Below are 21792 nucleotides of genomic sequence, written 5' to 3'. Positions count from 1 at the left end.
GATCCTGCCTTGTCAGCGGGCTCAGATGCCGGAGCCGCTCTGCTCGCCACTTTCCTGGACACTCTCCTCGTGCAGGCCGCACTCGCGCTTGAGGCCGAAGAAGCGGGTCTGCTCCTCGCTCATGCCCGGCTCCCACTTGGTGGTGGTGTGCACGTCGCCGACCGAGAGGTAACCCTGCTCCCACAGCGGGTGGTAGGGGAGGTCATGCTCCTTGAAGTAGTAGAAGACGTCCTTGTTGCTCCAGTCGATCACCGGCAGGAACTTGAAGCGGCCGCGCTGGATGCCCAGCACCGGCAGCGCACCCCGGCTGCCTGACTGCTCTCGGCGCAGGCCGGAGAACCAGGTCTGGGCGTCCAGCTCGTTCAGGGCCCTGTCCATGGGCTCCACCTTGTTGAGCTGGTTGTAGCGGCTGATCCCCTCCACTCCCTGCTCCCACAGTAGGCCGAAGCGCGCCTCCTGCCAGGCCGGTGACAGCTCGGCCCTGTATATCTTCAGATTCAGCGTGAGGCGCCCGGTCAGCTCATCGATAAAGCGGTAGGTCTCGGGGAACAGATAACCGGTATCGGTCAGCACCACGGGCACATCGCCGCGCTCGCGGCTCACCAGATGCAGCATCAGCGCCGCCTGGATGCCAAAGCTCGACGACAGCACATGTTCCCCCGGCAGGTTCGCCAGCGCCCAGCGCACCCGCTCGGGGGCGCTTATGGCCTCGAGAGCCTGATTGATAGGGGCCAGCGCCTTGGTTTGCTCGTCCCGGCTCAAGGAGAGCAGGGCATTGAGGTCGAGCCTGCCATCGGCGGTCAGTGTCAGCCGCCCGCCATCAGTCAGTTCAGGCTGCATAGAAGTCCCTCGCGGAGTCGATGACGGGCGCCACTATGCCTGCGCGGATCACGAAATCGCCGAAGCACTCGTGACCGTCGCGCTCGGTGGCCCAGCGGCCGATAAGCGTATCCAGTTCCGCCAGGATCTGCGGCTCCGTGATGTTCTCCTGATAGAGGCGCGGGATGCGGGTCCCCTCCAGGTTGCCACCCAGGTGCAGGTTGTAGCGGCCCGGCGCCTTGCCCACCAGGCCCACTTCCGCCAGCATGGCGCGGCCGCAGCCGTTGGGGCAGCCGGTGACCCGGAATATGATGGCGTCATCCGCCAACGCGTGTTTGGTGAGCAAGCCTTCGATGTCGGTGACAAACGCCGGCAGCATGCGCTCGGCTTCGGCCATCGCCAGCGGGCAGGTGGGCAGGGCCACGCAGGCCATGGACTGCTTGCGCTGCTCGCTGACGCCGTCATCCAGCAGGCCGTACTGGCGCGCGAGAGCTTCGATGCGCGCCTTCTCGCTGGCGGGGACGCCGGCGATGATGAGGTTCTGGTTGGCGGTCAGGCGAAAATCCCCCTGATGTACGCGGGCGATCTCCAGCATGCCGGTCTTGAGCGGCTTGCCCGGGAAGTCCAGCAAACGGCCGTTCTCGATGAAGAGGGTGAGGTGGTGTTTGCCATCTATCCCCTCCACCCAGCCGAAGCGATCGCCACGGCTGGTGAACTCATAGGGACGCACAGGCCCGAACGGTATGCCGGCGCGGCTCTCCACCTCGGCCTTGAAGGCCTCCACCCCGACCCGTTCGAGCGTGTACTTGGTCTTGGCGTTCTTGCGGTTGACCCGGTTGCCCCAGTCGCGCTGGGTGCTGACCACGGCGGCCGCCACCTCCAGCACGTGGGAGAGCGGAATAAAGCCAAAGTCGCTCGCCTTGCGCGGATAGGTGCTGGTGTCGCCGTGGGTCATGGCCAGACCACCACCCACCAGCACGTTGAAGCCCACCAGCTTGCCGTTTTCGGCGATGGCCACGAAGTTGAGATCGTTGGCATGCACGTCTATGTCGTTGTGGGGCGGGATCACCACTGTCGTCTTGAATTTGCGCGGCAGGTAGTTGGAGCCCAGGATCGGCTCCTCGTCCCCACCCAGCTTCTCGCCATCCAGCCAGATCTCCACGTAGGCGCGGGTCTTGGGCAGCAGGTGCTCGGAGATCTGCTTGGCCCACTCGTAGGCCTCCTGGTGCAGCGCTGACTCCACCGGGTTGCTGGTGCAGAGCACGTTGCGGTTCACGTCGCCGGCGGTGGCGATGGAATCTATGCCCGTGCTGTTGAGGGTCTGGTGCATCAGCTTGATGTCGCGCTTCAATACCCCGTGAAACTGGAAGGTCTGGCGGGTGGTGAGGCGAATGCTGCCGTACAGGCTGTGCTCCTCGGCAAACTTGTCGATCACCTGCCACTGGGCCGGGGTGATGATGCCGCCCGGCAGGCGGGCGCGCAGCATGACGTTGTGCAGCGGCTCCAGCTTCTGGGCGGTGCGCTCGGGGCGAATGTCGCGGTCATCCTGCTGATACATGCCGTGAAAACGGATCAGCTGGAAGTTGTCACCGTTGAAGCCGCCGGTGAGGGGATCCTGCAGATCCTGCGCTATGGTGCCGCGCAGGAAGTTGCTCTCGCGCTTGAGGCGTTCGTTGTCGGCCAGCGGCCCTTCTACCGGTCCCGGAATCACTTGTTTGCTCATCAATAGACATCCCTTTGATAACGTTTGGCACGACGCAATTCGCTCAAATACTCTTCTGCTTCTTCACGGCTCTTGTGGCCGTGTTCGGCAATCACATCCAGCAGGGCCTCCTGCACATCTTTCGCCATGTGATTGGCATCACCGCACACATAGAAGTGAGCACCTGCTTCCAGCCACTGGTAGAGCTCCAGGCCCGCTTCACGCAGCCTGTCCTGCACATAAATCTTGTTGGCCTGATCCCGGCTGAAGGCCAGCGAGATCTTCGACAGCAGACCCGATTTCACATAACGCTGCCACTCCAGCTGATAGAGGAAGTCCTGGGTGAAGCGGGGGTTGCCGAAGAAGAGCCAGTTCTTGCCCGAGGCATCCTGGGCCTCGCGCTCCTGCATGAAGGCGCGGAAGGGGGCTATGCCGGTGCCCGGTCCCACCATGATGACGGGGGTATCGGGATTGGCCGGCAGGCGGAAGTTGTCGTTGTGCTCGACGAACACCCGCACCTCGGCATCCTCGGCCAGCCTGTCCGCCAGATAGGAGGAGGCGGCGCCAGAGCGCACTGTGCCATCTTCCTGCGGGTAGCGCACCACCGCGACTGTCAGGTGCACCTCCTCTTCCACCTCGCTCTGGGCGGAGGCGATGGAGTAGAGGCGCGGGGTGAGCGGGCGCAGCAGGCCGATCAGCTGTTCTGCGCTCAAGGGGGTCGGGAAGCGTTTCAGCACATCCACCACCTGGGCAGAGGCCACCAGGGCGTTGACCTGAGCCTTGTCACCGGCCAGATCCTTGAGCGCCGCATTGTCGGATAGCTCGGCGAGACCCGTGATGAAGCCGCCGTGCAGCCGGGTCAGCTCCAGGTTGCGGGTGAGCACCTCGCGCAGGCTGCCGTGGGCGGTCGCCTCGTCACCACTACGTCCGGCCAGGGCCAGCACTTCCCCCACCAGATCGGCGTCGTTGTCGAACCAGACCCCGAGGGCGTCCCCCGGCTGATAGGTGATGCCGGACGCCTCCAGGCTGATCTCGACATGGCGGATATCCTTGGTCGAGTCGCGGCCGGTGATCTTCTGATTCAGTGACAGGCGGGCCGGGAAGGGGTTGGCCTTGTCGTACTGGCTGTGGCCGACCGCCTGTTGCACCGCGTTCGTCACGCTGCTGCTGGTCGAACCTGCGGAGAGGGTGGTGGCAATGGCATTGACCGCCTGCTCGCCCCAGGCCTTGGCGGCCTCCTGATAGTCCACATCCAGGCTGGCAAGCTCATGCACGCGATCGGCGCCCGCCTTGGTCAGCAGGCCATCAAAATCCTTTCCGGTCTGGCAGAAAAATTCGTAGGAGCTGTCACCCAGCCCCAGTACGGCGAACTTGAGCCCCTCCAGCTTGCCGACCTTGCCCTTCTTGAGCTGCTCAAACAGATCGACCGCGCTCTCCGGTGGTTCACCCTCCCCGTAAGTGCTCACTACCACCAGCAGGTGGGTCTCTTTCTTGAGCTGCTTGGGTTTGTAGTCGGCCATGGAGGTGAGGGTCACCGGCAGGCCGCGTGCCTCGGCCTGTGCCTTGATGGCACTGGCCACGCCCTTGGCGTTGCCTGTCTGGGATCCGTAGAGAATGGTCAGGCTGCCGCCGGGTGCCGCCGGCGCACCGCTGGCTGCCGCAGGCTGGCTGCCGGATTGGGAGAGACCGTAGAGATAGCCGCTCACCCAGACCAGTTGCTGGGTATTGAGGGTCGAGAGCGCCTGGTTCAGCTGACGTTGTTGTTCATCAGAGAGGGGGGCTAGGTTGGTCAGAGAATCCTTCAATTGCATCACACTCGTCTTCCATGGTCTGATTTTTGGTCAGGTTAAGGGGTGTGATGGATAACAACAAAGAATAAAAATGTCTTTTTTATTCTATTAGTGCATTAAAAACGTGCCTGGTGGGCTCCTGGGCCCGTTCGGGCAGGGCCCGGTTTCATGGTATAAACGGCGATGAATGAGCCCGGTCGTGGCACAACAGGAAATGCGAATGTCGATTGTCAGACTGTTTCATGTCAATGCCTTCAGCCGGCAGCCCTTTGGCGGCAACCCGGCCGTGGTGGTGCTGGGGCCGGCCCAGTCCGATGCGCAGCTGCAGGCCATGGCGGCCGAGTTCAACCTGTCGGAGACCGCCTTCCTCAGTCCCCTGGGGGCGGCGCACTATCGGCTGCGCTGGTTTACCCCCAGGGTGGAGGTGGATCTCTGTGGTCACGGCACCCTGGCGGCCGCCCATGTGCTGTGGCAGACGGGGGCTGTGGCACCGCAGGAGGGCATCCGCTTCGAGACCCGCAGCGGGGAACTGCTGGCCAGGCGCGAGGGAGAGTGGATCCGGCTCGATTTCCCGCGCATCCCGCTCACGCCTCTGGCGCTGGATCCTGCCTATGGGGCGGCGGTCGGTTGCACACCCGTGCAGACTCTGGCCGCCGGCGCCAAGTTTCTGCTGGAGCTGGCAAGCGAGGAGGAAGTCCGCGCGCTCACCCCCGATTTTCACGCCCTGCGCGCCCTGCCCGGTCGCGGCCTGATGGTGACGGCCCCTTCCAGCTGCGGGGATGATGACTTCGTCTCCCGCTACTTCGCCCCCTGGGTCGGGGTGGAGGAGGATCCCGTCACCGGCTCCAACCACTGTGCCCTGGTGCCCTTCTGGGCCGAGCGGCTCGGCAAGACGCAGCTGAGGGCCCGCCAGATCTCCGCGCGGGGCGGGGAGCTTGTGCTCGAGTTGCAGGGGGATCGCGTGTGGATGTCGGGCCAGGCGCTGACCCTGTGGCAGGGGGAGTGGCTGCTGCCGTCCACCTCGTGAGGTGCCGGCGTGCGTTACCCTCTGGGGCCCGCCACCGGGCTGCCTTCGCCATAAAAAACGCCCCGCAGTTGCGGGGCGTTTCATTGTCATCGAGGTGCAGGCCAGGCCTGCGCATCGGGCTTATTTCTGTTGCGGGCGCAGGGCCGGGAACAGGATGACGTCGCGGATGGTGTGGCTGTTGGTGAACAGCATCACCAGACGGTCGATACCAATGCCCTGACCGGCAGTCGGCGGCAGACCGTGTTCCAGCGCGGTCACGAAGTCGGCGTCGTAGAACATGGCTTCGTCGTCACCGGCTTCTTTCTGGTTCACCTGATCCTGGAAGCGTTTGGCCTGATCTTCCGCATCGTTCAGCTCGGAGAAGCCGTTGGCCAGCTCGCGGCCACCGATGAAGAACTCGAAGCGGTCGGTCACGTCCGGGTTCACGTCGTTGCGGCGCGCCAGCGGAGAGACGGCGGCCGGGTACTCGGTGATGAAGGTCGGTTGCAGCAGCATGTGCTCCACTGTCTCTTCGAAGATGGCGGTGATCACGTGACCCAGCTCCCAGCCCTTCATCAGCTCGATGTGCAGACGCTTGGCAACGGCCTTGGCGCTCTCCAGGGTGGAGAGATCTTCCAGGGTAACGCCATCGGCGTACTTCAGGATGGAGTCCACCATGGTGAGGCGCTGGAACGGTTGACCGAAGTCGATGGTCAGACCCTCTTCGCCCTCTTTGGCGTAACGGATCTTGGTGTCGCCCAGAATGTCCTGCGCCAGGGTGCGCAGCAGCTCTTCGGTCAGGTCCATCAGATCGATGTAGTCGGCATAGGCCATGTAGAACTCGATCATGGTGAACTCGGGGTTGTGACGAACCGAGATGCCTTCGTTACGGAAGTTGCGGTTGATCTCGTACACGCGCTCGAAACCACCGACCACCAGACGCTTCAGATAGAGCTCGGGGGCGATACGCAGGTACATGTCGATGTCCAGCGCATTGTGGTGAGTGACGAACGGACGCGCGGAGGCGCCACCCGGGATGACCTGCATCATGGGGGTTTCCACTTCCATGAAGCGCTTGTCGTTGAAGAACTTGCGGATGCCGGCAACCACCTTGGTGCGGATCATGAAGGTCTTGCGGGACTCTTCGTTGGCGATCAGATCCAGGTAACGCTGGCGGCAGCGTGCTTCCTGGTCGGTCAGACCCTTGTGCTTCTCGGGCAGCGGACGCAGTGCCTTGGTCAGCAGACGTATGGTGGAGACGTGCACCGAGAGTTCACCTGTGTTGGTGCGGAACAGTGTCCCTTCCACGCCGACTATGTCACCCAGATCCCACTTCTTGAACTGCTCGTTGTAGAAGCCTTCCGGCAGATCGTCACGGGTCACGTAGACCTGGATCTTGCCAGCCATGTCCTGCAGGGTGGCGAAGGACGCCTTGCCCATGATCCGGCGGGTCATGATGCGACCGGCAATCTTCACCTGTTTACCCAAGGCCACCAGTTCTTCGGCGCTCTTGTCGCCAAACTCGGCGTGCAGATCGCCGGAGAGGCTGTCACGACGGAAGTCGTTGGGGAAGGGGTTGCCCTGGGCACGCAAGGCGGCCAGCTTGGAACGACGCTCCGTCATCTCGTTGTTCAGTTCGAGAGTGTGGTCGACTTCCGGAGTTGTGGTTTGTTCAGACATGGTGATTCCTGCTGTTCTGTTTTTTACAGGCCTGACTTCAGGCTAGCTTCGATAAACTTGTCCAGGTCGCCGTCGAGTACCGCTTGGGTATTGCGGGTTTCGACGCCGGTACGTAGATCCTTGATGCGCGCATCATCCAGCACATAGGAACGGATCTGGCTGCCCCAGCCGATATCGGACTTGGTCTCTTCGAGGGCTTGTTTCTCAGCGTTTTGCTTCTGAATTTCCAGCTCGTAGAGCTTGGCTTTCAGCTGCTTCATACACTGATCTTTGTTTTTGTGCTGGGAACGATCGTTTTGGCACTGTACCACGACACCCGTTGGTATGTGGGTGATACGTACCGCGGATTCGGTCCGGTTGACGTGCTGACCACCGGCGCCGGAGGCACGGTAGACGTCGATACGCAGGTCTGCCGGGTTGATCTCGATGTCGATGTCGTCATCGATCTCGGGATAAACGAAGATGGAGCAGAACGAGGTGTGGCGGCGGCCACCGGAATCGAACGGAGATTTGCGAACCAGACGGTGGACGCCGGTCTCGGTGCGCAGCCAGCCGAAGGCGTATTCGCCGGTGAACTTGATGGTGGCGGACTTGATGCCGGCCACGTCGCCGTCAGAGAGCTCGATCAGCTCAGGCTTGTAACCGTGGGCATCGCCCCAGCGCAGGTACATGCGCAGCACCATGTTGGCCCAATCCTGTGCTTCGGTACCACCGGAGCCGGACTGGATGTCGATGTAGCAGTCGGAGGCGTCGTGCTGACCGGAGAACATGCGGCGGAATTCCAGATCCACCAGCTTGCTTTCCAGCACATCGGCTTCGGCCACGGCTTCGTTGAAGGTCTCTTCGTCTTCCCCTTCCACCGCCAGGCTCACCAGCATTTCGACGTCTTCGGCGCCCTGGGTCAGGGTGTCTATGGTGCCCACCACGTTTTCCAGCGTGACGCGCTCCTTGCCCAGCGCCTGTGCGCGCTCCGGCTCATTCCATACGTCCGGCTGTTCCAGCTCGGCGTTGACCTCTTCTAGACGCTCTTTCTTGGCGTCATAGTCAAAGGTACCCCCTAAGAAGCTCGGTCCTCTCAGACAGCTCCTTAAGCTTGTTTAATACAGGATTGACTTCAAACATCGTGAAAACTCTCGGGGTCGATGTGATTTAAAAACGGGATATTCTAGCCAATTGTGGAAGGAATAAACAGGGTCGCCTGTCCTTGTGCGCGTCCTGTAGTCAATTTCTGGTGCAGTTTTCCCCAACTCGGTGGAAAATATCGCCCGCAGACTCATTTTCAGGTTCAGTTTCGGCCTGGCGGGTCGCTAACAACGATGCAGTGCTGTGCACTTTTGGGAAATCCTGTTCCTGACCTCATAAGAAGAAATCATGATGAAAAACCTATCACTCAAGCAGAAGATACTGTTGTCAGTGGTGATCGCCTTGTCATTGGTGATCCTGCTGCTCTCCTGGCAGAGCTATACCAGCCAGAAGTCCCTGTTGCTGCAAGGCAGTCAGGAACAGGTGCAACGCCTCGGCAGCCAGCAGGCCGCCAGTGTCAGTGACTGGCTCTCCGCCCGTCGCGACGTGATCCAGGCGCTCGGCAGCAAGGCCGGTGCCGACCCCCTCAACGCCCTGCAACAGGCGCAAGTCTCGGGTCGCTTCCAGCTCACCTACTTCGGTGAGGGCAGCGGCAAGATGAACGACTCTGACCCTTCCATCAACCGTGACGGCTATGACCCTCGCTCCCGTGGCTGGTATCAGGAAGCCATGAGCAAGGGCGGCCTGATCGTGACCAAGCCCTATCTGGATGTGGCCTACAACATCATGGTGGTGACCCTGGCCCAGCCGGCGCAGGGCGGCGTGGTCGGTGGTGATCTCTCCATCGCCTCCCTGGTGGAAGACGTCACCCGGATGAAGCTGCCCGCCGACGGCATCGCCATCATGATGCACAAGGATGGCACCGTCATCGCGTACAAGGACGCAGCCAAGGCGATGAAGCCAGCCACCGAGATCGACAACGATCTGACCAACGCCCTGATCGAACAGAGCAAGGCCAGCAACAGCCTGATCCCGGCCTACTTCGACAACGAAGGCCGTGACAAGCTGCTGTGGGCCGTGGATATCCCGGATACCGACTGGGAGCTGGTGCTGGTGCTGGACAAGGAAACCCTGGAAGCTCCGCTCTCCTCCCTGCTGATGACCCAGCTCGGCCTGGCCCTGCTGGTGCTGGTGGGCAGCATCATCGCCATCTCCTGGCTGGTGAGTCTGCTGCTCGGCCCGCTCAGCAAGGTCTCCCAGGCCCTGGCCCGCATCGCCGACGGTAACGGCGATCTGACCCAGCGCATCAAGATCGACGCCAACGACGAAGTGGGCCAGCTGGCCAACAGCTTCAACCGCTTCGTCGGCAGCCAGCACCAGCTGATCGGCAACATCCGCAAGCTGGCCAACGAGCTGAACGCCGATGCCGAGCGCAGTCTGGTGACCAACCAGGCCGCCGTGGACGAGCTGCAGCGTCAGCAGCAGGAAGTGACCATGGTCGCCACCGCCGTCACCGAGATGGCGAGCGCCACCATGGAGATCGCCGGCAACGCCGAGAACACTGCCGCCGCCGCCCAGCAATCCGCCCAGAGCAGTGAGCAGGGCAAGATGCTGGTGAACCAGACTCGCCAGTCCATCAACGGTCTGGCCGAAGAGGTGGGGCAGGCGACCGAGGTGATCGGCGAGCTGAGCCGTCATGCCCAGGCCATCTCCGGCATCCTCTCCACCATCCAGGGCATAGCCGAGCAGACCAACCTGCTGGCGCTGAACGCGGCCATCGAAGCGGCCCGTGCCGGTGAACAGGGTCGTGGTTTCGCCGTGGTGGCGGACGAGGTGCGGGTGTTGTCCCGCCGTACTCAGGACTCCACCCAGGAGATCCAGTCCACCATAGAGACGCTGCAACAGACCACTGCCCGTGCGGTGAGCCTGATGCAGACCAGCCAGGGGCTGGCGGACAACAGCGTGAAAGACGCTGATGCCGCCGCCGCCGCGCTGGAAGAGATCACCCGGGCCGTGTCGCTCATCTCCGACATGGCGGGCCAGATCGCCACCGCCGCCGAGGAGCAGACCCAGGTGACTGGCGAGATCACCCAGAACACCACCGCCATCAAGGATGTGAGTGACGAGATCACCGCCGCCGCCATGCGCGATCTGGATCAGGCCCAGAGCCTCAAGGGTCGCGCCACCGACCTGAACCAGCAGGTGTCGACCTTTATCCTGTAAGGGATGATGCCGATGGGACGCCTGCGTCCCATCCTGAACAAAGCCCCGCACCCTGGTGCGGGGCTTTTTGTTGTCTGCGGTCTGGCTGTGTCATGACAGGGAAGGCGGCTGGCCATGCTTGCCGTTGCCGCCTGGGTGGTGTTGCCAACGGACGATGGCGCCGCACAGCCAGGATGCCAGCAAGCAAAGAGCCCACCATGAGGTGGGCTCTTGTTCATATCACGTCTGGCCGAGCGGTTTACAGGAAGGGGAGCGCCATAAACAGCTTGATCACCATGGCGTTGATGATGTCGATGAAGAAGGCCCCCACCATGGGCACCACCAGGAACGCCAGATGGGACGGGCCGAAGCGCTGGGTGATGGCCTGCATGTTGGCAATGGCCGTCGGGGTGGCCCCCAGGCCGAAGCCGCAGTGGCCCGCCGCCAGCACGGCCGCATCATAGTTGCTGCCCATGACCCGGAAGGTGACGAAGATGGCGTAGAGCGCCATCGCCACCGTCTGGGCGGCCAGCAGGATGAAGATGGGCAGCGCCAGGCTGGCGAGATCCCACAGCTTGAGGCTCATCAGCGCCATGGCCAGGAACAGCGACAGGCTGACGTTGCCGAGCAGAGAAACCTCGCGGTCGCTCACCTCATGCCAGTTGAACAGGGTCAACAGGTTGCGCAGCAGCACACCGACAAACAGCACGCAGACGAAGATCGGCAGCTCCAGCGCGCCGCCCTTGAGGGAGGCGGAGAGCAGTTCGCCCCCTTTGAGGCTGATGGCGATCAGCGCCAGCGTTTCGATCAGGCTGAAGGTAGTGAGCGGGCGCTCCATGTCGGGCATCTCGAAGCCCTTGGGCGCCTCATCCTTGTTGTGCTCTTCACCGGGCACCTGCACCTTCTTGACCAGATAGCGGGCCACCGGGCCGCCGATCAGGCCGCCCAGCACCAGGCCGAAGGTGGCACAGGCGATGGCGAGTTCGGCGGCGGATTGCACCCCGTACTTCTCGGCGAAGGTGGCGCTCCAGGCCGCACCTGTGCCGTGGCCGCCGGAGAGGGTGATGGAGCCGGCCAGCAGCCCCATGTGTGGGTCCAGACCGAGCAGGGTCGCCAGACCCACACCCAGGCTGTTTTGCACCAGCAGCAGGCCGGTCACCACCATCAGGAAGGTGATCACCGCCTTGCCGCCGCGCTTGAGGCTGGCTAGATCGGCGGAGAGACCGATGGAGGCGAAGAAGGCCAGCATCAGCGGGGTCTGCAAACTGGTGTCGAATTGCAACTCCAGCTGCAGGGTCGAGCGCAGCAGCAACAGCACCAGAGCGACCACCAGGCCGCCGGCAACCGGTTTGGGGATGTTGAAGGTTCGCAGCAGCCCGACTCGGGTCACCAGCAAACGACCGAGCAGCAGCACCAGGGTGGCAGCGACCAGGGTGGCGTAGGAATCAAGTTGTAGCATTCAGTACTCCCATGTTGATTGGCTGTGTCTTTCGTTGATGAAGACTCACAGATTCAGCCGGGATAAAAACAGTGTGGCTCACGTGCCAACAAAGAAGGGGCGACATGCCCCCGTCCCACGCAAAAATGGGATCGATGTGGGCCTGAACGGATCAGGCATCCAGATGAGATTTATGAAAAATCCGGCGGATAGTAGCAAAAAGCACCGCTTATATCCAGATTTGTCAGATTAATGGTCATGTTTGTACTTTATTGTGACATTTAACACTATTGGGTTAGTCGCCGTTTAATACGGCCTGCAGGCCATTTCCCGGCTGTCATTTGGGGCGCCAGTCTCTATAATTCGCCGGTTTCCAGCCCATCAGCGGCAACGAACGGAATGTGAAGACACAGGTTCGTTTCCCATGGGATTCATGGTTTGCGGGTATTCAGCCCATTAACATGGGTGTTGTGCCCATCAAAGAGGAGAGGGTGTGAAGAAGTCCATCTACATTGCCTACACAGGCGGCACCATAGGGATGCAGCGCTCCGACCACGGCTATGTGCCGATGGCGGGCTTCATGGAAGACTGTCTGGCGCGGATGCCCGAGTTTCATCGCCCCGAGATGCCGGATTACCATATTCACGAATACGATCCCCTCATCGACTCCTCCGACATGACGCCGGCGGACTGGCAGCGCATCGCCGAGGACATTCGAGACAACTACGAGAAATACGATGGCTTCGTGATCCTGCACGGCACAGATACCATGTCGTTCACCGCCTCGGCCCTCTCCTTCATGCTCGAAGATCTGCACAAGCCGGTGATCATCACCGGCTCCCAGATCCCGCTCGCCGAGCTGCGCTCCGACGGTCAGCAGAACCTGCTCAACGCCCTCTACATCGCGGCCAACTACCCGATCCACGAGGTGACGCTGTTTTTCAACAACCAGCTCTATCGCGGCAACCGCAGCAAGAAGGTGCACGCCGATGGCTTCCACGCCTTCGATTCACCGAACTATCCGCCGTTGCTCAACGCCGGCATCGCCATCTCGTTGGAGGCGGGCGAGCTGGGCGCACCGTCCGAGCGGCCGCTGGTGCTGCACGACATCACCCCCCAGCCTATCGGCGTGGTGACCCTCTATCCGGGCATCTCCAGCGAGGTGATCGCCAATATCCTGCAGCAGCCGGTGAAGGCGCTGATCCTGCTGTCGTTCGGGGTGGGCAATGCGCCGCAGAACCCGGCCATGCTGGCGTTGCTCTCCGAGGCCTCGGCCCGCGGCGTCATCATAGTCAACCTGAGCCAGTGCCTGCACGGCAAGGTCAACATGGGCGGCTATGCCACCGGCAATGCCTTGTCCCGTGCCGGGGTCATCTCGGGCTTTGACATGACGGCCGAGGCGGCGCTGACCAAGCTGCACTTCCTGCTGAGCCAGGACTTGCCGGCGCCGCGCATCCGCGAGCTGATGCAGCAGTCCCTGCGCGGCGAGCTGACGCCCTGACTGGTCGCTATCGCTGAACAAAAAAAAGGGGAGCCATGATGGCTCCCCTTTTTGCTATGGCGTGCGAGCCTGGGCTCGCGGCAAGGCTCAGTGACTGATCTCGATGCGGACTATCTCTTCCTCATCCCGATACTGACGTTTCAGCTCGCTCTTGCTCTTCATCACTATCTCGCCGTCACGGCCTATGTTCATGTGCTCGGGATTGTCGATGTGCATCGCCTGCCAGGCCATCACCGCCTGCAGCGAGGTGGCCTTCTGCTCGTCGGTGAGGGGCTTGCCATCGGGCCACTTGCCGAGCTCGACTGCGGTCTTGAGCCGCTCATACACTTCTTTGGGCATCTGTCTGATGGCCTGTTGAAACTCACCCTGTTGAAACGACATCCGGCCTTCTCCTTGCACATTGAGCCATGACGAATCGGGATCAGGCGGGCAGATCCTGGCGAACCGCGCCAGCCATCTGCTCCATCACCCGCACTACCTGACAACTGTACCCGAACTCGTTGTCATACCATACGTAGAGCACGCAGTGATCCCCCTCGGCTATGGTGGCCTGGGAGTCCACTATGCCCGCGAAGCGGGAACCCACCATGTCGGAGGAGACCAGCTCAGTGCTGGCGCTGAAATCGATCTGGCGATGCAGGGCCGAGCTCAGCGCCATCTGCTGCAGATAGGCGTTCAGGCTATCCCGATCCGTGCTCTGCTCCAGCGACAGGTTGATGATGGCGAGCGACACATTGGGGGTCGGCACCCGGATGGCGTTGCCGGTCAGCTTGCCCTTGAGCTCGGGCAGCGCCTTGGCCACCGCCTTGGCGGCGCCCGTGCTGGTCATCACCATGTTGAGGGCCGCGCTGCGACCGCGGCGCTCGCCCTTGTGATAGTTGTCGATCAGGTTCTGATCGTTGGTGTAGGAGTGCACCGTCTCCACGTGGCCGTGGCGGATGCCGTACTTGTCCTGCATCACCTTGAGCACTGGGGTGATGGCGTTGGTGGTGCAGGAGGCGGCCGAGATGATCTTGTCATCCGGACCTATCACCTCGTGGTTGACCCCGAACACCACGTTCTTCATCTCGCCCTTGCCGGGGGCGGTCAGCAGCACACGGGCGGCGCCGCGCGCCTTGAGGTGCTCGGACAGCCCCGCCTCGTCGCGCCAGACACCCGTGTTGTCGACGATCAGCGCATTCTGGATGCCATGGGCTGTGTAGTCGATGTCGGCCGGGCTGTTTGCATAGATCACCTGGATGAAGGTGCCGTTGGCGATAATGGCGCTGCGCTCGGCATCCACCTCGATGGAGCCGTTGAAGGGGCCGTGCACCGAGTCGCGGCGCAGCAGGCTGGCACGTTTCTCCAGATCCCCCTCGCGGCCACCGCGCACGACTATGGCGCGCAGACGCAGGGAGTTGGCGGCGCCGGTGCGCTCGATCAGCAGCCGGGCCAGCAGGCGGCCGATGCGGCCAAAGCCGTAGAGCACAACATCGGTGGGGGCCGGTACGCCGCGACCCAGGGCCGGTGCCAGCTTGGCGCGCAGGTAGTCGTCGATGCCGGCTTCATCCTGGTGATCCTGCCAGTAACCGACGGCCAGCTTGCCCAGATCGATCTCGGCGGCGGTCGGGTTGAGGGCCAGGATGGCCTGCAGCAGGGGGAAGCTCTGTTGGATCGGCAGCGGGGCGCCCTGATGGCGGCGGACGACCCTGTGGGCCTTGAGGATGTCGATGGTGGAGGCGTTTTGCAGGGGACGTCCGTAGACGGTGATCTCGATCCCTTGCTGTCGGTAGAGGCGACCTATCAAGGGTTGCATGGCTTCGGCGAGCTCCTGGCTCTCCTGCCACGCTTGCAAGTAGTGCTCGTGGGTCATTAACCAGATCCTTTATTTCACGTTGTTGGGGCAAATAGAAATTCGTCGAATGCAGATCAGTGTAGGGATGTATATTTCGTTATATTATTCTGCAGTCGCGGCCTTATACGGCGCGCGCATTGTAATGGATATGTAATCTGTTTGCTAGCCAAGGGTGGCCGTGACAGGCTGCAATTGTTACCAACAAGATGTGAACCATGACCCATTTTCCAGCGCGCTCCCTGCTGTTCGCTCTCTGTTGCGGCCTGACCCTCACGGCCTGCAACGACGACAGGATCCACAACATCTGCGGCAATCATCCGACCCTCTGTCAGGACCTGGTGGATGACGGTTGGTGTCGCTATGAGCGAACCGACGTCATCCGGGCTCGCTACCATCTGCAGGAAGAGGGGACGGACAGGCGCAAATATGATGTGATGCGCAGCCTGGAGCGTTACCTCAAGTGCGCCGAGCGCTCCACCAACATCGAATACAAGACGGCCCGGGAGCAGAAGAGCCCTCGGGTGGAGGGGATGCTGGCCGCCGGCGATCAGCTGGCCCGGCTCGATGCCGCTACCCGCAACTCGCAGGATCCCTACCTGTTGCTCTGGCACTGGACCAACAATACCAACGAGCTGGCACGCCAGCAGTTCATGGCGCTGGAGGGGCAGCCCGTGCTGGAGGAGCCCGAGTTGCAGCTGGCATTGGGGGGCATCTATGCCAAAACCGAACCGCAGAAGGCCATCGCGCTCATGCACCATGCGCTCTCCCTCTATCGGGAAGGGGATGCGGTCAACGGCCGGATCCTCACCTCTCTCAGCACCCTCTACATGAGTCAGAAGCAGTACGGTCTGGCCTATCTGTGGGGCAAGGTGAGCGAGTCGTTCCAGAATACGCCCGAGGTCTCGGCCAAGCGCTTCGGCCTCTATCACTCCCTGAGCAAAGCCGATCAGGAGGCCTGGGATAGCCAGGCCGCCACCCTGGTCGAGCAGCTACAAAGCGGGACTTACCGTCCCTGAACCTGATGAATCACATTGAACAACTGGCCAGCGACTGGCCTCACCCCTTCGACATCCAGTTCATGCACGGCCAGGTGACCCCGGGTGGCCGCCAGCTGGAGCGTGTCACCGTCAGGGCCATAGTCCTGCGCGGTGACCGGCTGCTGCTGGTTCACTCCCGGGTCAACGGCGATCTCATGTTTCCCGGTGGCGGCATAGAGGAGGGGGAGTGCCACAGCGCCGCCCTGGCACGCGAGCTGCGCGAAGAGTGTGGCGCCGAGCTGGTGGCAGTCGGCGCCCTGCTCGGCCAGACCCGGGAGTATCGCGCCGCCCGCGAGGCCGACTATGACGCCTACTGCATCCGCTCCTTCTACTACCTCTGCCAGGTGGGGGAGGACTGGAGCGAGCCGCGGCCCCAGCCCTACGAGGTGCGACTCGGCTTCACTCCTGGCTGGTTCGAGCTGGAAGATGCGCTGCAGACCAACAAGACCCAGCTGGCTGGCCCCTGCCCCCAGTGGACGGCGCGCGAAACCCGGGTACTGGCCGAGCTGCACCACTGGCACGAATCCGGCCTGCTGGCGTGACTCGGGCCCCTTGAGGCAGATGTAAAAAAACCGCCCCAGGGCGGTTTTTTGTTGCGCGTCTGCCGGTTACGGCACACAGACCGGGCAGAAGGCGTAGGTGCCCTGCGGGTCGTTGAAGCGGGTCAGCGGATCCAGGCTGCGGTTCACCTCTGCCAGCGCCTTGCCAAAACCTGCCGGCAACCAGCTTTGCAGGTGCGGGGCCAGCGCCTGGGCGCTGCTGTCGAACAGCTGACGCAGGAACCTGTCTCTGGTGGACTCCTCCTTTTCTATGGGAGTGACCTGCCACTCCTTGAGGTTGGCGAGCTCGGCGGCGGCCTTGATGGCGGCCTCCTGGTTGCCAAACTCATCCACCAGCCCCAGCGTCTTGGCATCCTGACCGGTCCAGACCCGGCCCTCGGCCGCTTTTTCCGCCTCTTCCGGGCTCAGGCCGCGGCCCTTGCTCACCAGGCCGACGAAGCGCTGATAGGTGTCTTCCACGCTCAGTTGAATGGCCTGGCCGACGTGATCCGGCAGGGCGCGGGTCAGGCCGACGCCGACGTAATCCGTGGTGCCGACGCCGTCGGTGTGCACCCCGTACTGGGAGAGCGCCTTGTCGATGGTGGCGAACATGCCGAACACCCCGATGGAGCCGGTGAGGGTGGTGGGGGAGGCGAAGATCTTGTCCGCATCGGCGGAGATCCAGTAGCCACCGGAGGCGGCGTAGCTGCCCATGGAGATCACCACAGGCTTGCCGGCCTGCTTCAGAGCCAGCAGCTCGGCGCGGATCTGCTCGGCGGCGAAGGCGCTGCCGCCCGGGCTGTCGACCCGCAGCACCACGGCTTTCACCTTGTCGTCACGGCGGGCATCGGCCAGCAGATCGGAGAGGCTGTCGCCGCCTATGGTGCCGGCCGGCTGCACGCCATCCATGATGGCGCCGCTGGCGACGATGAGGCCCACCTCATCCTTGCCGCTCTGGGGGTACTGCTCGGGGATCGCCGCCAGATAGGTTTTCAGACCGACCCCTTTCCAGCCGTGATCCTCGTCTTCCCCCACTTCCTTGATGACCGCCTGGGTCATCTCGTCGCGGGTGGCCAGCTGATCCACCAGGCCGTTGTCGAGGGCGTAGTTGGCAGCGTTGCCACCGGCCTTGCGCAGCAGCTCGAGGAAGCGATCCTTGCCGGGCGCGACGGCCTCGGGTTCTATCTCCCGCTGCTCGGCCACGTCCGCCACATAGGATTGCCACAGCTGATCCAGCCAGCGCTGGTTCGCCTCCTTGCTCTCGGGGGACATATCGTCGCGGGTATAGGGCTCGACGAAGGACTTGTAGGTGCCGACCTTGAACACGTGGGGGGTGATGTTGAGCTGCTCCAGTGCCGACTTGAAGTAGGTCTGGTAGACGCCCAGCCCCTCGATCAGCACGGCGCCGCTCTGGTTGAGCAGCACGTGATCGGCGTGGGCGGCCAGCAGGTACTGGCCCTGATTGTAGTAGTCGGCCATGGCGATGACCGGCTTGCCGCTCTCCTTGAACTCGTCGATGGCCGTCGCCACCTCCTGCAGTTTGGAGAAGCTGGTACCCTGCAGCCCCTGCGGCTTGACGACCAGCGCCTTGATGCGATCGTCATCCTTGGCACTGCGAATGGCCCACAGCAGATCGGAGAGGACTATCTCGCTGGGCAGCTCTTCGCTGTTGTCCACCTGGCGCAGCAGTTGCACCGTAGGATCGGTTTGCGAGCGCTGTTCCACCAGCACGCCGGAGAGATTGAGGGTGAGGGCCCCTTCGATGGGGGCGCTGGGCGCCTCTTTCTGGCTGACGCTGAAAATGATGACCAGCACGACGATGAGAAACAGCAGATTGACCAGCATCAGCCGGGTAAAGTTGAGCAGACGCCAGAGGCTGCGAAACAGCCACCCCAGACCTTTGAAAATAGACATAGCCGCGTTATCGCCCTGTTAATGGGTAGAGAAGGGCCATTATTAACCAGTTGACCCGCCAATTGCCATTTCCGCTTGGGTGCGATCGATGGCGCGATTCTCCTTCCTTGCTTCGGAACACGTCTGTTCGCCGAAAAAATGTCCAAACATTTGTTTGAAAAAGCATTTTCGATTCTTTACTCTAGCTTCAATTTGATAACAAAAAGTTAACCGGAGGCCTTGTGAGCCGCTACCCTACGTTTCTGACGCCCCTCGACGCCGGCTTTACCCAGCTCAAGAACCGGGCATCGCGTATGGATTCCGGCGCACCGGCCTCGAAAAGGAGTTCATGATGAGCCGCTACCCAACGCTTCTGACCCCTCTCGATCTCGGCTTTACTCAGCTTAAGAACCGGGTATTGATGGGCTCCATGCACACAGGCCTCGAAGAGGAGAAGGGCGGCTTCGACAAGCTGGCCGCCTTCTATGCCGAGCGCGCCCGTGGCGGCGTCGGCCTCATCGTCACCGGCGGCATAGCCCCCAATCTGCGTGGGCGGCTGGTGCCCCACGGTTCGCAGCTGAGCTTCCCCTGGCAGGTCGCCAGGCACAAGAAGGTGACCCAGGCCGTGCATCAGGAGGGGGGCAAGATAGCGCTGCAGATCCTCCATGCCGGCCGTTACGCCTACCATCCGTTCAGCCTGGCGCCGAGCGCCCTCAAGGCGCCCATCTCCCCGTTCAAGCCGCGCGCCATGAGCGAGCGGCAGATCCGCGGCACCATTCGCGACTTTGCCTCCACCGCGCAACTGGCCAAGGCGGCCGGTTACGACGGGGTCGAGGTGATGGGCTCGGAAGGCTATCTCATCAACCAGTTCATCTGCGAGCGCACCAACAAGCGCACCGATGGCTGGGGCGGCAGCAATGAGAACCGGATGCGCTTCCCGGTGGAGATAGTGCGCGCCATCCGCGAGCAGGTGGGTACGGATTTCATCATCATCTTCCGACTCTCCATGCTGGATCTGGTGGAGCAGGGCTCCACCCTGGAAGAGGTGATTGCGCTGGGCAAGGCGCTGGAGCAGGTCGGCGTGACCCTGATCAACACCGGCATCGGCTGGCACGAGGCGCGCATTCCCACCATAGCCACCAGCGTGCCGCGCGGCGCCTTTAGCTGGGTGACGGCGGAGCTCAAGAAGCATCTGAGTGTGCCGCTTATCACCACCAACCGGATCAATACCCCCGAGGTGGCCGAGCGCATATTGGCCCAGGGGGAGGCGGACATGGTCTCCATGGCGCGCCCCTTCCTGGCCGACCCTGAATTTGTCATCAAGGCCGCCGAGAACCGGGCGGACGAGATCAACACCTGCATCGCCTGCAACCAGGCCTGCCTGGATCACGTGTTCAAGCAGAAGCGCGCCTCCTGCCTGGTCAATCCCCGCGCCTGTTTCGAGACCGAACTCACCTTCGGCCGCGTGCCCCAGCCCAAGAAGCTGGCGGTGGTGGGGGCGGGCCCGGCCGGGCTGGCGTTTGCCTGCTACGCCGCCGAGCGCGGCCATCAGGTGAGCCTGTTCGATCAGGCGAGCGAGATTGGCGGCCAGTTCAACTTCGCCAAGCAGATCCCGGGCAAGGAGGAGTTTCACGAAACCCTGCGCTACTTTGCCAAACGGCTGGAGAAGTGCGGCGTCGAGCTCTACCTCGGTCAGCGCCAGAGTGCCGAGAGCCTGCTCGGCGGCGGCTTTGACGAGGTGATCCTCGCCACCGGCATACGTCCGCGCACTCCGAACATCCCAGGCATAGAGCATCCCAAGGTGCTCAATTACATAGACGTGCTGCGGGATCACAAGCCGGTGGGCGACAAGGTGGCGGTGATCGGTGCCGGCGGCATCGGCTTCGACGTGGCCGAATATCTGGTAGAGGGCAAGGGGGATCGCAGCCGCGATCACTGGCTCAAGGAGTGGGGCATCGACAAGCAGTTTGGCGAACGCGGTGGCCTGATGGCCCCCGAGATCGACGCCCCCGAGCGCCAGATCTGGCTGCTGCAGCGAAAAGAAAGCAAGGTGGGGGACGGCCTTGGCAAGACCACCGGCTGGATCCACAGAACCGTGCTCAAGAACCGCAAGGTGCAGATGCTCTCCGGCGTCCAGTACCTGCGCATCGACGACGAGGGCCTGCACATTCAGGTGGGCGAAATCCGGCAGTGCCTGCCGGTGGATCAGGTGATCATCTGCGCCGGACAGGAGCCGCTCAAGGAGCTGCAGGCCGGATTGCAGGCGGCGGGCAAGCCGGTACACATCATAGGTGGCGCCGACGTGGCCGCCGAGCTGGATGCCAAGCGCGCCATCCGTCAGGGGGCCGAGCTGGCGGCCGTCATCTAGTTCGCCATGGCATTGCGATAAACCCCTGAGCCTCAGGGGTTTTCTTCATTCTGCGCTGTGCTAAGGTAGCGCCATCACAGCCCCTGACAAGGATTTGCCCATGGATGCCCTCACTCTGTTGCTCAACCGCCACTCCTGTGGCCGCCTGACCACACCCGCCCCCAGCGGTGAGGTGCTCGACAATATCCTCAAGGCAGGGCTGCGCGTGCCGGATCACGGCACTCTGACGCCTTGGCAGTTCATCCTGTTTGAAGGGGAGGGGCGGGAGCGGCTGGGGGCTCTGCTGGCCGAGGCCGCCCGTGCCCGTGGCGAAGATGAAGAGAGCATCAAGAAGTGCCAGGAGGCGCCGCTGCGCGCTCCCTTGCTGGTGGCCGTCGCCACCCGCTATCAGGCCCACCCCAAGGTACCGAAACTGGAGCAGGAACTCTCCGCCGGTTGCGCCCTGATGGCGATGCAGATGGCGGCTCAGGCCCAGGGCTTCAACGGCATCTGGCGCTCCGGTTGGTTCATCTTCGATGAGCGGGTCAACGCCGGGCTGGGGCTGGCACCGGAGGATCAACTGGTGGGTTTCCTCTACCTCGGCACCCCCATGCTGGAGGCGCGCAAGTTGCGCGAACTGCCGCCGGATGAGTTTGTCCGTCGCTTCTAAGTCGTATCAATTTCAGCCAAAGCCCTGATTTGTCAGGGCTTTTTTGATCCCGCCCGATCACGAGCCCTAGGCTGTACTGATAAATAAATGCTTGCCAAGAGGGGGATGGGGCTTGGCAGGGAATTTTTTAAATAGTGAGAGGCTGTTCTCAATCCTGGTTGATTACGCTATGTAAAACGTTTGCGCCTCGTTAATATCCCTGTGCCAGTTTAGAAGGTGACCCCTTCTAATTTTCTGCGATGAGAGTCGCAATTCCGTAGCACCTTTTTACAGCCCAACGTCGTTATGACATTGGGCTTCATTTTTATCTG

At 62.3% G+C, this 21792-nt stretch carries 16 protein-coding genes; 7 read left to right on the top strand and 9 right to left on the bottom strand.

Translation table 11 applies throughout. The annotated features are described in order from the left end of the window. Nucleotides 1-21: 21 nt before the first annotated feature. Genes AACQ95_RS11055 through AACQ95_RS11045 form a run of 3 tightly spaced genes read right to left on the bottom strand, consistent with a single transcriptional unit; the run spans nt 22 to nt 4332 of the window. Nucleotides 22-840 carry a phosphoadenylyl-sulfate reductase gene (locus AACQ95_RS11055; protein WP_241278595.1) on the bottom strand — a complete coding sequence of 273 codons (819 nt, stop codon included), beginning with the start codon at nt 838-840 and terminating at the stop codon, nt 22-24. Then, on the bottom strand, nt 830-2542 hold the full coding sequence (gene cysI, locus AACQ95_RS11050) for an assimilatory sulfite reductase (NADPH) hemoprotein subunit (protein ID WP_241278594.1): 1713 nt from the start codon (nt 2540-2542) through the stop codon (nt 830-832). The genes AACQ95_RS11055 and cysI overlap by 11 nt, the downstream gene beginning before the upstream one ends. Beyond that, complete coding sequence (locus tag AACQ95_RS11045; protein ID WP_241278593.1) at nt 2542-4332, bottom strand: assimilatory sulfite reductase (NADPH) flavoprotein subunit; 1791 nt, start codon at nt 4330-4332, stop codon at nt 2542-2544. The genes cysI and AACQ95_RS11045 overlap by 1 nt, the downstream gene beginning before the upstream one ends. A gap of 199 nt (nt 4333-4531) precedes the next feature. Here AACQ95_RS11045 and AACQ95_RS11040 point away from each other — a divergent pair, with 199 nt between their 5' ends. Further along, on the top strand, nt 4532-5338 hold the full coding sequence (locus AACQ95_RS11040; RefSeq protein WP_241278592.1) for a PhzF family phenazine biosynthesis protein: 807 nt from the start codon (nt 4532-4534) through the stop codon (nt 5336-5338). A 120-nt stretch (nt 5339-5458) separates the two neighbouring features. On the opposite strand, the gene lysS is transcribed toward AACQ95_RS11040, so the two are convergent. Next, a complete protein-coding gene (lysS, locus tag AACQ95_RS11035) occupies nt 5459-6997 on the bottom strand; it encodes a lysine--tRNA ligase (RefSeq protein ID WP_042866684.1) in 1539 nt (512 codons plus the stop codon). 23 nt (nt 6998-7020) lie between these two features. Beyond that, a protein-coding gene (prfB, locus tag AACQ95_RS11030) for a peptide chain release factor 2 (protein ID WP_098982715.1) occupies nt 7021-8119 on the bottom strand; the annotation gives its coding sequence in 2 pieces (ribosomal slippage) (nt 7021-8043 and nt 8045-8119; 1098 coding nt in all). Nucleotides 8120-8371: 252 nt separating this feature from the next. Here prfB and AACQ95_RS11025 point away from each other — a divergent pair. Continuing rightward, nucleotides 8372-10243: a methyl-accepting chemotaxis protein gene (locus tag AACQ95_RS11025; protein WP_098982718.1), complete on the top strand. Its 1872-nt coding sequence runs from the start codon at nt 8372-8374 to the stop codon at nt 10241-10243. A 238-nt stretch (nt 10244-10481) separates the two neighbouring features. Here the strand turns inward: AACQ95_RS11025 and gltS are convergent, their stop codons facing one another. After that, a complete protein-coding gene (gltS, locus tag AACQ95_RS11020) occupies nt 10482-11681 on the bottom strand; it encodes a sodium/glutamate symporter (protein ID WP_042866683.1) in 1200 nt (399 codons plus the stop codon). 472 nt (nt 11682-12153) lie between these two features. Between gltS and ansA the strand changes: the two genes are divergently transcribed. Continuing rightward, nucleotides 12154-13161, top strand: coding sequence for an asparaginase (gene ansA, locus AACQ95_RS11015; RefSeq protein WP_042866682.1), 1008 nt, complete (start codon nt 12154-12156; stop codon nt 13159-13161). Between the two features lie 87 nt (nt 13162-13248). Here ansA and AACQ95_RS11010 read toward each other — a convergent pair whose 3' ends face one another. Beyond that, the gene (locus AACQ95_RS11010) at nt 13249-13542 is read right to left on the bottom strand and encodes a YeaC family protein (RefSeq protein WP_043140085.1); all 294 of its coding nucleotides are present in this window, start codon (nt 13540-13542) and stop codon (nt 13249-13251) included. A gap of 40 nt (nt 13543-13582) precedes the next feature. After that, a complete protein-coding gene (locus tag AACQ95_RS11005) occupies nt 13583-15013 on the bottom strand; it encodes a glyceraldehyde-3-phosphate dehydrogenase (protein WP_043140089.1) in 1431 nt (476 codons plus the stop codon). A gap of 197 nt (nt 15014-15210) precedes the next feature. Here AACQ95_RS11005 and AACQ95_RS11000 point away from each other — a divergent pair, with 197 nt between their 5' ends. Together AACQ95_RS11000 and AACQ95_RS10995 are read left to right on the top strand one after the other, a co-directional pair. After that, nucleotides 15211-16011, top strand: coding sequence for a DUF2989 domain-containing protein (locus AACQ95_RS11000; RefSeq protein ID WP_241278591.1), 801 nt, complete (start codon nt 15211-15213; stop codon nt 16009-16011). A 5-nt stretch (nt 16012-16016) separates the two neighbouring features. Then, nucleotides 16017-16574, top strand: coding sequence for an NUDIX domain-containing protein (locus tag AACQ95_RS10995; RefSeq protein WP_043140095.1), 558 nt, complete (start codon nt 16017-16019; stop codon nt 16572-16574). Nucleotides 16575-16640: 66 nt separating this feature from the next. On the opposite strand, the gene sppA is transcribed toward AACQ95_RS10995, so the two are convergent. Beyond that, nucleotides 16641-18485, bottom strand: a complete 1845-nt coding sequence (gene sppA, locus AACQ95_RS10990) for a signal peptide peptidase SppA (protein WP_241278590.1) — start codon at nt 18483-18485, stop codon at nt 16641-16643. 331 nt (nt 18486-18816) lie between these two features. Between sppA and AACQ95_RS10985 the strand changes: the two genes are divergently transcribed. Next, nucleotides 18817-20832 (top strand): NADPH-dependent 2,4-dienoyl-CoA reductase, encoded by a 2016-nt coding sequence (locus tag AACQ95_RS10985; RefSeq protein WP_241278589.1) that lies wholly within the window; start codon nt 18817-18819, stop codon nt 20830-20832. Between the two features lie 100 nt (nt 20833-20932). Continuing rightward, nucleotides 20933-21481, top strand: a complete 549-nt coding sequence (locus AACQ95_RS10980) for an NAD(P)H nitroreductase (protein WP_241278588.1) — start codon at nt 20933-20935, stop codon at nt 21479-21481. The last annotated feature ends 311 nt before the right edge of the window (nt 21482-21792 follow it).

It is taken from the genome of Aeromonas sp. MR19, assembly GCF_963899305.1.
Classification (GTDB): Bacteria; Pseudomonadota; Gammaproteobacteria; order Enterobacterales; family Aeromonadaceae; genus Aeromonas; species Aeromonas bestiarum.
This window is presented reverse-complemented; position numbering and strand designations above follow the sequence as displayed.

Bases quoted from the DNA above. Each gene is read 5' to 3' on its own strand.
- AACQ95_RS11055 (WP_241278595.1), bottom strand. From the start codon at position 840: ATGCAGCCTGAACTGACTGATGGCGGGCGGCTGACACTGACCGCCGAT.
- cysI (WP_241278594.1), bottom strand. From the start codon at position 2,542: ATGAGCAAACAAGTGATTCCGGGACCGGTAGAAGGGCCGCTGGCCGAC.
- AACQ95_RS11045 (WP_241278593.1), bottom strand. From the start codon at position 4,332: ATGCAATTGAAGGATTCTCTGACCAACCTAGCCCCCCTCTCTGATGAA.
- AACQ95_RS11040 (WP_241278592.1), top strand. From the start codon at position 4,532: ATGTCGATTGTCAGACTGTTTCATGTCAATGCCTTCAGCCGGCAGCCC.
- lysS (WP_042866684.1), bottom strand. From the start codon at position 6,997: ATGTCTGAACAAACCACAACTCCGGAAGTCGACCACACTCTCGAACTG.
- AACQ95_RS11025 (WP_098982718.1), top strand. From the start codon at position 8,372: ATGAAAAACCTATCACTCAAGCAGAAGATACTGTTGTCAGTGGTGATC.
- gltS (WP_042866683.1), bottom strand. From the start codon at position 11,681: ATGCTACAACTTGATTCCTACGCCACCCTGGTCGCTGCCACCCTGGTG.
- AACQ95_RS11010 (WP_043140085.1), bottom strand. From the start codon at position 13,542: ATGTCGTTTCAACAGGGTGAGTTTCAACAGGCCATCAGACAGATGCCC.
- AACQ95_RS11005 (WP_043140089.1), bottom strand. From the start codon at position 15,013: ATGACCCACGAGCACTACTTGCAAGCGTGGCAGGAGAGCCAGGAGCTC.
- AACQ95_RS11000 (WP_241278591.1), top strand. From the start codon at position 15,211: ATGACCCATTTTCCAGCGCGCTCCCTGCTGTTCGCTCTCTGTTGCGGC.
- AACQ95_RS10995 (WP_043140095.1), top strand. From the start codon at position 16,017: ATGAATCACATTGAACAACTGGCCAGCGACTGGCCTCACCCCTTCGAC.
- sppA (WP_241278590.1), bottom strand. From the start codon at position 18,485: ATGTCTATTTTCAAAGGTCTGGGGTGGCTGTTTCGCAGCCTCTGGCGT.
- AACQ95_RS10985 (WP_241278589.1), top strand. From the start codon at position 18,817: ATGAGCCGCTACCCAACGCTTCTGACCCCTCTCGATCTCGGCTTTACT.
- AACQ95_RS10980 (WP_241278588.1), top strand. From the start codon at position 20,933: ATGGATGCCCTCACTCTGTTGCTCAACCGCCACTCCTGTGGCCGCCTG.